The organism is Novosphingobium anseongense (assembly GCF_037482895.1).
In the GTDB taxonomy this organism is placed as follows: domain Bacteria; phylum Pseudomonadota; class Alphaproteobacteria; order Sphingomonadales; family Sphingomonadaceae; genus Novosphingobium; species Novosphingobium anseongense.
This window is the reverse complement of sequence record NZ_JBBHJZ010000001.1, coordinates 1,341,941-1,354,656: the sequence shown is the minus strand read 5'-3', so window position 1 is coordinate 1,354,656 and position 12,716 is coordinate 1,341,941. Positions and strand designations below refer to the sequence as shown.

At 68.6% G+C, this 12,716-nt stretch carries 10 protein-coding genes; 8 read left to right on the top strand and 2 right to left on the bottom strand.

Annotated elements, in window-relative coordinates; genetic code table 11:
• Positions 1-38: 38 nt before the first annotated feature.
• The 8 genes from WG901_RS06440 (at position 39) to WG901_RS06405 (ending at position 10,312) form a co-directional block, all read left to right on the top strand.
• On the top strand, positions 39-1,139 hold the full coding sequence (locus WG901_RS06440) for an LLM class flavin-dependent oxidoreductase (RefSeq protein WP_339586182.1): 1,101 nt from the start codon (positions 39-41) through the stop codon (positions 1,137-1,139).
• Between the two features lie 11 nt (positions 1,140-1,150).
• On the top strand, positions 1,151-2,494 hold the full coding sequence (locus WG901_RS06435) for an LLM class flavin-dependent oxidoreductase (RefSeq protein WP_339586181.1): 1,344 nt from the start codon (positions 1,151-1,153) through the stop codon (positions 2,492-2,494).
• Positions 2,491-3,648 (top strand): FMNH2-dependent alkanesulfonate monooxygenase, encoded by a 1,158-nt coding sequence (gene ssuD / locus WG901_RS06430; RefSeq protein ID WP_339586180.1) that lies wholly within the window; start codon positions 2,491-2,493, stop codon positions 3,646-3,648. The genes WG901_RS06435 and ssuD overlap by 4 nt, the downstream gene beginning before the upstream one ends.
• A 16-nt stretch (positions 3,649-3,664) precedes the next feature.
• On the top strand, positions 3,665-4,999 hold the full coding sequence (locus WG901_RS06425; protein ID WP_339586179.1) for a dicarboxylate/amino acid:cation symporter: 1,335 nt from the start codon (positions 3,665-3,667) through the stop codon (positions 4,997-4,999).
• Positions 5,000-5,011: 12 nt separating this feature from the next.
• Positions 5,012-5,422 carry a DOPA 4,5-dioxygenase family protein gene (locus tag WG901_RS06420; protein ID WP_339586178.1) on the top strand — a complete coding sequence of 137 codons (411 nt, stop codon included), beginning with the start codon at positions 5,012-5,014 and terminating at the stop codon, positions 5,420-5,422.
• A gap of 316 nt (positions 5,423-5,738) precedes the next feature.
• Complete coding sequence (locus tag WG901_RS06415; protein ID WP_339586177.1) at positions 5,739-8,252, top strand: TonB-dependent receptor plug domain-containing protein; 2,514 nt, start codon at positions 5,739-5,741, stop codon at positions 8,250-8,252.
• An 8-nt stretch (positions 8,253-8,260) separates the two neighbouring features.
• Entirely contained in the window at positions 8,261-9,790 is a 1,530-nt protein-coding gene (locus WG901_RS06410; protein WP_339586176.1) for a flavin monoamine oxidase family protein, read from the top strand.
• A gap of 24 nt (positions 9,791-9,814) precedes the next feature.
• Positions 9,815-10,312: a RidA family protein gene (locus tag WG901_RS06405; RefSeq protein WP_339586175.1), complete on the top strand. Its 498-nt coding sequence runs from the start codon at positions 9,815-9,817 to the stop codon at positions 10,310-10,312.
• A gap of 71 nt (positions 10,313-10,383) precedes the next feature.
• Here WG901_RS06405 and WG901_RS06400 read toward each other — a convergent pair whose 3' ends face one another.
• Both WG901_RS06400 and WG901_RS06395 read right to left on the bottom strand, forming a co-directional pair.
• A complete protein-coding gene (locus tag WG901_RS06400) occupies positions 10,384-11,721 on the bottom strand; it encodes an LLM class flavin-dependent oxidoreductase (protein ID WP_339586174.1) in 1,338 nt (445 codons plus the stop codon).
• Positions 11,722-11,796: 75 nt separating this feature from the next.
• Complete coding sequence (locus tag WG901_RS06395) at positions 11,797-12,681, bottom strand: TauD/TfdA dioxygenase family protein (RefSeq protein WP_339586173.1); 885 nt, start codon at positions 12,679-12,681, stop codon at positions 11,797-11,799.
• Between the last annotated feature and the right edge of the window lie 35 nt (positions 12,682-12,716).

Genomic DNA, 12,716 nt, shown 5'->3' with positions numbered 1-12,716 from the left:
CCGGCGCGCGCTTCGATCGCGTCCGCATTGGAGGTCGAATGCCCGTTCAGTTCATCGGTGCGATCGGTTCGAACGGCGGCTCGGAAAGCCGGGTCTCGTCGCGCGCCGTCGTCGACAAGGTCTATCTCGGCGCGATCGCGCGGGCGCACGAGGCAGCGGGCTTCGACCGCGTGCTCGTCGGCTATTTCAGCGGCGCGCCCGACGGCTTCCAGGTCGTCGCCTATGCCGCGCAGCAGACCGAGAAGCTCGCCTTCCTGCTCGCGCATCGTCCGGGCTTCGTCGCGCCGACGCTGGCCGCGCGCCAGCTCGCGACGCTCGACCACTTCTCCAGCGGGCGCCTCGCGGTCCACATCATCACCGGCGGCTCGAACGCCGAGCAGCAGCGCGACGGCGACTTCCTGACCAAGGAGGAGCGCTATGCCCGCACCGACGAATATCTCGAAGTCGTGCGCCAGTCCTGGACCGCGACCGAGCCCTTCGATCACGAAGGCGAGCACTACCACGTGGTCGACAGCTTCTCGGGTGTGAAGCCCGTGCAGCAGCCCTATCTGCCGGTGTTCTTCGGCGGTTCGTCGGACGCGGCGATCGCGGTCGCGGGCAAGCATGCCGACGTCTTCGCGCTCTGGGGGGAGACCCTGGCGCAGACCGCCGAGACGATCGACCGCGTGCGCGAGGCCGCGGCGAAGCACGGTCGCGAGAACCATATCCAGTTCAGCCTGTCGCTGCGCCCCGTGCTTGGTCGCACCGAGGAGGAGGCCTGGGCCCGCGCCGACCGCATTCTCGATGCGGCCAAGGCGCTGCGCGGCACGGGCCGCCAGTTCGGTCGCCACGACGGCAGCGCTCCCAGCGTCGGCTCGCAGCGCCTGCTCGAAGCGGCGGCGGGCGGACCCGTGCGCGACAAGCGGCTCTGGACCGAGATCGCCGCGCTGACCGGTGCCGGCGGCAATTCGACCGGCCTCGTCGGGACGGCCGAGCAGGTCGCCGAGAGCCTGCTCGACTACCACGACCTCGGCATCACCAACTTCCTCATCCGCGGCTTCGATCCGCTCGAGGACGCGATCGAATACGGCCGCGACCTCATCCCCCTCGTGCGCGCGGCCGTGGCCGAGCGCGACGCCCTGCCGCAGGCCGCGGAATAGGAGACCGTTCGATGACCACCCACCAGCGCAAGCTCCACCTCGGCGCGATCCTCAGCGGCGTCGGCACGACGCAGAACGACTGGCGCCACCCGGACCTGCCCGGCGATGCCAGCGTCGACATCGACTGGTACATCGCGAACGCGAGGCTGGCCGAGGCGGCCAAGTTCGACCTCGTCTTCATCGTCGACTCGCCGTTCATCACGCCCGACACCGCGCCGCATTTCCTCAACCGGCTCGAACCGCTGACCTTGCTTTCGGCGGTCGCGGTCAGCACGTCGAAGATCGGCCTCGCCGGCACGCTGACGACCTCGTTCTGGGAGCCCTACAACGTCGCGCGCCAGTTCGCTTCGCTCGACCTGATCAGCAAGGGCCGCGCTGCGTGGAACGTCGTCACCACCGGGCTCGAAGGCGCGGCGGGCAACTACGGCCGCGAGGCGCATTTCGACCACGCGGACCGCTACCGCCGCGCGGCCGAGTTCCTCGACGTGGTCAAGGGCCTCTGGGATTCCTACGAAGACGACGCCTTCCCGCGCGACAAGGCGGCAGGCACATTCCTGGACAAGGCCAAGCAGCACCGGCTCGACCACAAGGGCGAGTTCTTCTCGGTCACCGGCCCGCTCAACATCCAGCGCTCGCGCCAGGGCCAGCCGGTGATCTTCCAGGCCGGCGAATCCGAAGAAGGCCGCGCCTTCGGCGGCGCCATCGCCGAGGGCATCTACGCCAATGCCGAGAGCTTCGAGCAGGCGCGCGAATACTATGCCGACGTCAAGGCGCGCGCCGCCACCCGCGGGCGCAATCCCGATCACGTGGTCATTCTGCCCGGCCTGATCCCGGTGATCGCCGAGACCGACGCGGAGGCCCAGGCGATCGAGGAGGCGCAGAACGGCAAGCTCGATCTCGCCAAGGCGCTGGTCCAGCTCGGCCGCCCGCTCAACTACCACGACTTCGGCCAGTACGATCTCGACGCGCCGTTCCCCGACCTGGGCCACCTGACGCTCAACAGCTACAAGGGCGGCGCCGAGCGCATCATCCGCACGGCGCGAACCGAAGGCCTGACCCTGCGCGAGACCGCCTGGCGCTTCGCCGCGCGGCCGAACCCCTTCGTCGGCTCGCCCGAGACGGTGGCCGACGAGATCGAGCGCTGGTTCCTGGGCGGCGCCTGCGACGGCTTCAACTACCGCGTGACCAACCCCGCGGCTTTCGCGCTGTTCACCGACCGCGTCGTGCCGATCCTCCAGGAACGCGGCCTGTTCCGCACCGAATACGCAGGCGAAACCCTGCGCGAGCACCTGGGCCTGCCGTTCCCCGAGAACCGCCATGCCCCGGCCTTCGAGGAGGCCGTGGCGGCCGAGTGATCAGGCCCTTCTGGTTCATTCCCGCGCACGGCGACGGGCGCTGGCTCGGCTCGGGCGAGGGGGCGCGGCCGACCGAGTTTTCCTATCTCTCGCAGGTCGCCCAGGCGGCCGACCGGCTCGGCTTCGAGGGCGTGCTGCTGCCCACGGGGCGGACCTGCGAGGACAGTTGGGTGCTGGCGAGCGCGCTGGCGCCGCTGACGCGCGATCTCAAGTTCCTCGTTGCAGTGCGGCCCGGCGTCACCTCGCCGCTGTTCGCCGCGCGCCAGGCGGCGACGCTCGACCGGATCAGCGGCGGGCGCCTCCTGATCAACATCGTCACCGGCGGCGACCAGCGCGAGCTGCGTGCCGACGGTGTCGCGCTCGACCATGCCGATCGCTACGCGCTGACCGCCGAATTCCTCGAGATCTGGCGCGGGCTGATGGCCGGCGAGGCGATCAGCCACGAGGGCGAGCACCTGTTCGCCGAGGAGGCCGAGCTGCTGTTCCCGCCGGTTCAGCCCTTCGGCCCGCCGCTCTATCTCGGCGGCTCTTCCGATCCGGCGATCGCCGTCGCGGGCTCCTATGTCGACTGGTACCTGACCTGGGGCGAGCCCGTCGCGGCCGTGGCCGAAAAGGTCGCGCGCGTGCGCGAGGCGGCGGCGCGGCAGGGGCGGCACGTGCGCTTCGGCATCCGCCTCCACGTCATCGTGCGCGAGACCGAGGAAGCGGCCTGGGCCGAGGCCGACCGCCTGATCAGCCGGCTCGACGATGTCACGATCGCGCGCGCGCAGGCGGCGCAGCGCGGTAGCGAGTCCCACGGCCAGCGGCGCATGCAGGCGCTCCACGGCGGCGATCGGTCGCGGCTGGTGGTGGCGCCCAACCTCTGGGCCGGGGTCGGCCTGATCCGCGGCGGTGCGGGCACCGCGCTGGTCGGCTCGGCCGAGAACATCGCCGCGCGGATCGCCGAATATGCCGAGGTCGGGATCGAGAGCTTCATCCTCTCGGGCTATCCGCATCTCGAGGAAGCCTACCGCGTCGCCGAGCTGCTGTTCCCACTGCTGCCGATCGCGCGCGAGACCGCCAGCGCCGTTCGCGTCGCACCCGGACGCGCGGGCGAGGCTGGCGGTCACGCACTTTCGCGCTACGGAAGCGTTCTGCCTACCGGACCGTCCTGAACAGGAGCCCATGCCCTTGGTCGATCAACCTGCCTCTCCGACGCGTTCGCGCTGGCCTTCGTTCGGCGTCCAGGTGCTGGTGGCGCTGGTGATCGGCCTCGCGCTCGGCTTCGTCGCGCGCGCGATCGGTCCGGGCGCCGACGGCGAGGCCAATGCGCTGGCGGTGACGCTCGACCTTGTCGGCTCGACCTTCGTCCAGCTGCTCAAGGTGCTGGTCGGCCCGCTGGTCTTCACCGCGATCGTCGCCAGCCTCGCCAACCTGCGCGAACTCGAGAACGCCGCGCGGCTCGTCTGGCAGACCCTGCTGTGGTTCGCGCTGACCGCGTTGATCGCGGTGGTGATCGGCATCGTGCTCGGCCTGGTGCTCGAGCCGGGCGCGCACGCCGGGATTGCCCGCGAGGCCGCGACCGCGCCGCGCTCGGTCGGCACCTGGCTCGATTTCCTCAAGGGGCTGATCCCGGGCAATGCCCTGGGTCTCTACGCCTCGACCAAGATTGCCGAGGGCGGCGCGGCGACGACCTCGCTGGGGTTCAACGTGCTGCAGGTGCTGGTCCTGGCGATCGCGGTGGGCGTCGCGACCCTGAAGGTCGGCGCCGCCGCCGATCCGTTCCTCGCCGTGGTACGCTCGGCGCTGGCGGTGCTGCGCAAGCTGCTGTGGTGGGTAATCCGCCTGACCCCGCTCGGCACGATCGGCCTGCTCGGTACGGCCGTCGCCGAATATGGCTGGGACACGCTGGGCCAGCTCGGCCGCTTCGCTTTCGCGGTCTATCTCGGGCTCGGGCTCGTGCTCTTCGTCGTCTATCCGCTGCTGCTGCTAAGCCAGGGGCTGAGCCCGCGGCGGTTCTTCGCGGGGGCCTGGCCGGCGATCCAGCTCGCCTTCGTCTCGCGCTCGTCGATCGGCACGCTGCCGGTGACCGAGGCCGTGACCGAGGAGAAGCTCGGCGTGCCGCGCGCCTATGCGGCCTTCGCCGTGCCTTTGGGCGCGACGACCAAGATGGACGGTTGCGCGGCGATCTATCCGGCGGTGTCGGCCCTGTTCATCGCGCAGTTCTATGGCCTGCCGCTCCACGCCGCCGACTATGCGCTGATCGTCTTCGTCTCGGTGATCGGCTCGGCCGCGACGGCCGGGCTCACCGGCGCGGTGGTCATGTTGACCCTGACCTTGTCGACCCTGGGTCTGCCGCTCGAAGGCGCGGGGCTGCTGCTGGCGATCGATCCGATCCTCGACATGGGCCGCACCGCGGTCAACGTCGCCGGTCAGGCGCTGGTGCCGATGATCGTCGCCAAGCGCCAGGGCCTGCTCGACAGCGAAGCGCCGGCAGCGGACCTTGTGGCGACGCCCGCCGAGTAGCATCTGGCGGCGATGACCCAGACCCTCCAGGCGATCGCCAGCTATCACGCCCACGTCTATTTCCAGTCGCCCGCGGAGCGCGAGATTGCCGCGCTTGTGCGCGCGCAGGTGGCCGAGCGCTTCCGGGTGCGCCTCGGTCGCTGGCACGAGGTGCCCGTGGGCCCGCACGGCGCGGCGATGTACCAGATCGCCTTCGAGACCACGCTGTTTGCCGAGCTCGTGCCTTGGCTCATGCTCAACCGCGGCGGGCTCAGCGTGCTCGTCCATCCGAACACGACAGCGCCGCGCCGCGACCATCTCGAGCACGCGCTGTGGCTGGGCACGCCGCTGGCGCTGTTCGGCGATCGTCTGCCCGAGCACCAGGATGTCCCCGACGCGGCCGGCGAGCCCAATACCGAGCCGGCGTTGAACGGTCAGGGGTGACGGCGCTCGGCCTTATCAGGCCTGCTTGATAGCGCTTTCGAACATCTCACACAGTATCGGACGGCCTTGATCGATCATCCTCGCTTATAGATTGGTTGGGCTGAAATAGTCCCCGATCACCGGTTTGTGCGGTTCCTTGATAAGCGACGCGAATAGGTTTTTGCTCAATTCTACATTGATGATTTCAATAAGAAATTTAGCTTTGCCGTACGGCAGAAAGGCTATCTGCAGACGTCGTTGGAACCTTCGTAACCCCTGAGAACGGCCGCCACGGACCATCGCCTTGAGACGATGGCGGCATGCCAGGGGGTATTGCATGATCATTTCTTCACGACGTCTTGTTCTGAGCGCTTCGCTTCTCGCGCTGATCGCCGGCAGCCCGGCCCATGCCGAGGAAGCCGAGAGCGCCGCCGCTGCCGCCGACGCCGGGGTCGATGCCGGCACGATCATCGTCACGGGCACCCGCGCGACCGGTATCACCGCGGCCGACAGCCCGGCACCGGTGCAGATCGTCGGCAGCGAGCAGTTGTCACGCATCGGCCAGCCGAACCTCAACCAGGCGCTCAACCAGCTGGTGCCTTCGTTCACTGCCCAGGCCTTCGGCGGAGATGCCTCGAACCTGACCCTGACCGCCAAGCTGCGCGGGCTCAGTCCCAACCACGCGCTCGTGCTGCTCGACGGCAAGCGCCGCCACCCGAGCGCCAACCTTCACGTCACCGCGGGTCCGTTCCAGGGTGCTTCGGCGCCCGACCTAGACCTGATCAACCCGGCGGCGATCGAGCGGATCGAGGTGCTGACCGACGGCGCCGCCGCGCAGTACGGCTCGGATGCGATCGCGGGCGTGATCAACCTGATCCTCAAGAAGGACAGCAGCGGCGGTTCGCTCGCGATCACGGCGGGCAAGCACTACGAGACCGGCGGCGAAACGATCGCCACGACCGGCCGCCTGGCCCTGCCGCTCGGCGAGAACGGCTTCGTCAATGCCACCGTCTCCTACCGCTTCCACGATACCACGCGGCTCGGCGACGGTGACCGCCGCGTCGTCGACATCAACGGCAACCTGCTGCCCGGCGTTTCGCTGGCCGGCTATCCGCTGACCGGCGCGGCGAACTTTCCCAAGGTCAATCCGATCTTCAGCGACGCCAAGTCGCACCTGACCACGGCGCTGGTCAATGCGGGCTACGACTTCGGCGGCGTCGAGCTCTACGCCAACGGCACCTTCGCACGCCGCGTCGCGACGGCAAACGAGCAGTACCGCGGCCCGCTGGTGGTGCTGCGGCCCAACGACGGCCGCCCGATCCAGGCCGGCGCGGTCGTCGTCGGCAGCAACGTCTATGCCTTCCCCTACGGCTTCGTGCCCTTGCTCAAGGCGACCGAGGAGGACTGGGCGGTCAGCGGCGGCGTCCGCGGCGAGACCGACGGCTGGCGCTGGGATCTCTCGGCCACCTTCGGCCGCGACCGGGTTTCGCTGGCGACGATCGATTCCGCCAACTTCTCGCTGTTCCAGGACTTCGGCTATACCCCGCGCGACTTCCAGGACGGCGGCTTCATCGGCAGCCAGCTGACATTCAACCTCGACGTCGCCAAGGAATTCGACCTGGGGCTGAGCAAGCCGGTCAACCTGGCCTTCGGCCTCGAACGCCGCCGCGACACCTACACGATCTTCGCTGGCGATCCGGAGTCCTACTACCGCACCGGCGCGCAGTCGTTCCCGGGCTTCCAGCCCTCGAGCGCCGGCCAGTCCAAGCGCAAGTCCTGGGCCGGCTATCTGGACCTGACCGTGCACCCGGTCGAAGCCTGGTCGGTCAGCCTGGCGGGCCGCTACGAGGACTATACCGACATCGGCGACACCGCGATCGGCAAGATCACCACGCGCTATGACTTTTCCGACGGCTTCGCGCTGCGCGGCACGGCGAGCACGGGCTTCCGCGCACCCTCGCTCGGGGAATCGGCCTACCGCGCGATCTCGGTCTCGCCGACGTCCGAGACGGTGCAGGTGGCGGCCAATTCGCGCGCCGCGGCCTTGCTCGGCTATTCGGCGCTCAAGCCCGAGAAATCGACCAACTTCTCGCTCGGCCTGGTCGCCCGGCCGCTGCCCGGCGTGACGGTCACGCTCGACGTCTACCAGATCAAGGTCCGTGATCGCATCGCCTCGACCGGCACGATCAACGGGCTGCGCAACTTCGCCGTGGTCAACCAGGCCGTGCTCGATGCGATCGCCTCGACGGGCCGCGAATACGACAAGACCGTGCCGCAGGTCGGCGTCTCGACCTTCACCAACGCCTTCGACACGCGCACCCGCGGCGTCGACCTGGTGGTGGCGACGACGACCGAGGCGAGCTTCGGCAAGATCGACTGGTCGCTCAACGCGACCTATGGGCAGACCAAGGTCACCGGCACCAAGCTCCCCGCGACCGCTTTCACGCCGACCGCGCGCAGCTACATCGAGAAGGCGGCGCCGCGCTATAAGGTCGGACTCAACGCGCTGCTGACCAGCGGCAATTTCACCTTCAGCCTGCGCGAGACGCTTTACGGCTCCGCCTATGCGCTGCTCTCGCCCGACGGCGCAGCCTTCTATGAGGGTCGGATCGGTGGCGCTGCGATCACCGATGTGGAAGCCGCCTATCGCCCGGTCGAATGGCTCGAGTTCGCGATCGGTGCGAACAACCTGTTCGACAAGCGCCCGCCCGATATCCCGGCCGTACCCGGTTCCGCGGCGACCAATCCGGTCTACATCAACGGTGCCCAGGTCCACAACGCGCCGCTCAACTATGCGGCCTATGGCATCAACGGCGGCTATTACTATGGGCGCGTCAGCGTGAAGTTCTGAGGCCGGCCATGGACCGCTCCTTCGCATTCGATCGCCGCCGCCTCTTGACCGCGCTCGGCGGCGCCGTGGCCGCCGCCGCTCTGCCGGCGACGGCGCGGGGGGCGGTGCCTGGTGGCGCAAAAGCGGGGCTCCGCGTGGTCGTCATCGGCGCCGGCATCGCCGGTCTCGCGGCAGCGCGCGACCTCGAGAAAGCCGGCGTCGAGGTTGTCCTGCTCGAAGCCAACGACCGCGTCGGAGGCCGCGCCTGGACCGTGCGCGGCGGTGATCGGATCTCGCATCTCGACCAGGACGACCAGACCGTCGGCTTCTCGCCGGGGCTCTACCTCAACGTCGGTCCGGCGCGGATTCCCAGCCACCACGATCAGTATCTCGGGCTCGCACGCGAGCTCGGGGTGCCGCTCGAAGTGCTGGTCAATTCGAGCCGCAGCAACTTCGTCGGCGGCGGTGCGGGGCCGGGGGGCGCCGGTCGGGTGCGGCTGCGCCAGGTCGGCAACGACCTGCGCGGGCATCTCGCGGCGCTGCTCGAAACAGCGCTGCGCAAGGGTACGCTCGACCAGGAACTGAGCGCGCCGGTGCGCGAGAAGCTCGTTGCCTTCCTCAAGTCCTACGGCGATCTCGCCGACGATCTCTCCTACCGTGGCTCGCAGCGCGCAGGGCTGGCGCAAGTGCCCGGCGCGACGATCGAGCAGGCGATCGCGGTGCCGCCGTTGACGCTCGACGAACTGCTCGCCAATCCCGAGCTCGCCGCCGTGCTGTTCGACGAGAACATCCTGATGCAGCCGACGATGCTCCAGCCCGTCGGCGGCATGGACCGGCTGCCCGTGGCACTCGCCGCGGCCTTGCGCAGCCCGCCACGCTTGAACGCGGAAGTGCGCGAGATCCGTCGCCAGGGTGCCGGGGTCCGCGTGGTCTACCGCGATCGCAAGACCGGCCTTGGCCAGGCGGTCGAGGCCGATCGCGCGATCATCACCACGCCGCTGCCGATCCTCGCGCGTACGCCCAACGACTTCAGCCGCGCGACCAAGGCGGCGATCGCCGGCGTGCGCTATTCGGACTCGCTCAAGATCGGCTTCGAGTCCACGCCGTTCTGGGAGGCCGAGCAGATCTACGGCGGCATCTCCTTCGTCGGCGGCGACACCAACCTCGTCTGGTATCCGAGCGGGAATTTCCAGGCCAAGCGCGCCGTGCTGCTCGCGGCCTACAGCTCGCGCGAGTCTGCCCAGCGCCTGAGCACGCGGCCGCGCGCCGAGCAGATCGCGATCGCGCGCGCCGCGGTCGATCGGCTCCATCCGGGCCACGGCAGCGACCTGTCGGCGCCGGTACTCGTCCACTGGGGCAAGGTTCCCTTCGCCGAAGGGCCGTGGATCGAATGGGCCGATCCGGGGAACGATGCCCGCGCCGCAGCGACGCTCAATGCCGGTGACGGGCCTTTCCTCTTCGCCGGATCGCACCTGTCGGCCTATTCGGGCCATTGGCAGGAGGGCGGCATCCTGTCCGCCCGCCGCGCCGCCGCGCTCGCGCTTCAACCTCGCACCTGAGACGATTTTCAAGGAGAAGACATGATGAGCAAGCTGCTATCGGGCGCTGTCGCGTTGCTCGGCTTCGTAGCCCCGGCGGCCGCGCAGGCCGACGGGATAGTCCGCCACCAGGGCGCGGCGACATCGCCGATCCTCAGCGGCGTGTCGGTGCCCGCCGACGCGACCTATCTCTACCTGAGCGGGCAGGTGCCGGCCCAGGTAGACGCGAGCAGGCCCGCGACCGACCCCGCGGCCTGGGGCGATACCAAGACCCAGGCGATCAGCACTTTCGGCAAGATCGAGGCTTTGCTCAAGGCGCAGGGCTATGGTCTGGGCGACGTGATCAAGCTTACGGTCTTCCTCGTCGGCGATCCCAAGCTGGGCGGAAAGCTCGACTTCGCGGGTTTCAACCAGGCTTATTCGCAATACTTCGGCACCGCCGCACAGCCCAACAAGGTCGCGCGTTCGGTGGTCCAGGTCGCGGCGCTGGCCAACCCGGCGTTCCTGGTCGAGATCGAGGCGACCGCCGCCAAGGCACGCTGACGCGCTTCTCGCGCAAGGAAAAGGCCCCGGTCCGCCATAGCGGTCCGGGGCCTTTCGTTTTGGCCGGAGGCTCAGGCCGCCGAACGGTTGCTCCGCGCCGCCGTGTGCCGGTTCTCGGGCACGTCCAGACCCAGGCTCTCGCGGAATGTCTCGCCTTCGTAGTCCTCGCGAAACAGGCCGCGCGCCTGCAGGATCGGGATCACCTTGTCGACGAACAGGTCGAGCTGTCCGGGCAGCGGCTCGAAGATCACGAAGCCGTCGGCCGCCTGGTCCTCGAACCAGCGCTGGAGTTCGTTGGCCACCGTTTCGGGTGAGCCGACGAAGGCGCCGCGCGGGGCGGACAGGCGCTCGACCACCTGGCGCAGGGTCAGGTTCTCGGCGCGCACTTCGGCGAGGATGCGCTTGGTTGCGCTCTGCTGGCTGTTGAGGCCGATGTGCGCGACATCGGGGAAGGGCGCATCGAGATCGTACTGGCGGAAGTCGTGGTCGTTGAAGCTGCGCGACAGGAAGCCGAGCCCGGTCTCGAGCGATTCCAGCCCCGCCAACTCGCGGTACCTGGCTTCGGCCTCGGCATCGGTCTCGCCGACGATCGGGGCGATGCCGGGCAGGACCAGCAGCTTGTCGGCGTCGCGGCCGAAGCCCTTGGCGCGCGCCTTGACGTCGGCGTAATAGGACAGGCCGTCCTCGTAGGTCGGCGCGGCGGCGAAGATCGCGTCGGCGCGCCTGGCGGCGAAGTTGCGACCGTCGTCGGAGGCGCCGGCCTGGAAGATCACCGGCTGCCCCTGCGGGCCGCGCTTGATGTTGAGCGGGCCGCGCACCTGGAAGAACTCGCCCTGGTGGTCGAGCCGGTGGAGCTTCTCCGCGTTGACGAAGACCCCGCTCTCCTTGTCGGCGACGTGGGCATCGTCTTCCCACGAATCCCACAGGCCCTGGACCACGTCGAGATATTCGCCGGCGATGCGATAGCGCACGTCGTGCGCCGGATGCTCGGCCTTCGAGAAGTTGGCGGCGGTGTCGCCGAGCCACGAGGTGACGACGTTCCAGCCGGCGCGCCCGCCGCTGATGTGGTCGAGCGAGGCGAACTGACGCGCGACGTTGAACGGCTCCGAATAGGATACGGTCAGGGTGGCGACGAGGCCGATATGCGAGGTCGCCCCGGCCAGCGCCGAGAGGATCGTGATCGGCTCGAAGCGGTTGAGATAGTGCGGGCTCGACTTTTCGGTGATCGACAGGCTGTCGGCGACGAACAGGAAGTCAAACTTGCCCTTCTCGGCGAGCTGGGCCTGGCGCTTGTACTGGGCGAAGCTGGTGCTGGCGTTGACGTCGCGGTCGGGGTGGCGCCAATCGTTCCAGGTGCGGCCGACGCCGTGGAGGATGAAGCCCAGCTTGATCTGGCGTGCCTTGGTCATGGTCGGTGTCCTTGAAGCGAAACGGCGCGGGTTCGCTGGAGCCCGCGCCGTGATCGTTGAATGGGGTGGAGCGGCTTAGAGGTCGGCGTAGAGCCGCTCGTCGGAGATCAGGATGCGCTCGAGCAGGCGCGGATAGTCGCCGTAGTTGCGCACCGCGTAGTGGACCGCCGCGCGGTTGTCCCAGAAGGCGACCGAGCCGGGCTGCCAGGCAAAGCGCACCTGGAATTCAGGGCGCTTGTACTGGCGAAGCACTTCGAGCAGCAGAGCGTTGCTCTCGGCCAGTTCAACGCCGAGGAACTGCGGATTCTGCGAGTAGTTGACCCAGAGGATCTTCTTGCCGGTCTCGCGATGGGTGCGCACGGCGGGGTGCGCGACGATCGGATATTCATGACCCAGGCGGGTGATCGAATGCTGGAAATTGTGAACGACATGAAGGCTTTCGAGCTTGGTCTTCAGGTCTTCCGGCAGCCCTTCATAGGCGAGGTTGGCATCGACCCAGATCGTGTCGCCACCCACCGGTGGCAGGTCGACGGCGCGCAGCACCGCGCCCCAGGCCGGGACCAGGCGCCAGCTCGTGTCCGAATGGTAATAGTCGCCCGCGCCGATCGTGCCCTTGAGAAAATCGGGATGTTCGAGCTCGCGGAAGCGCTCGCGCGCATCGACCGCCGAGATCTTGTGGATCGGGACGATGTTCGCGTCGCTGGTCGCGCTCGGATAATCGTAGAGCGGGCCGAACTGCGCGGCGAAGGCGGCGTGGGTTTCCTTGTCGAGGGTCTGGTCGCGGAAGAACACGACCTTGTACTGCAGGATCGCCGCCTTGATCGCGTCGCGCTGCTCGGTGCTCAGCGGCCGGCTGATATCGACGCCGTGAATCTCTGCGCCGATCGTCGGCTGGAGCGGGCGGATGTCGATTGCGGAACTATCGGCGGGCGTGTCGCTATAGGCGGTGGCGGTGCTCATGATCGGCCTCTCGGTCTGGATGACGGAATGGCGCG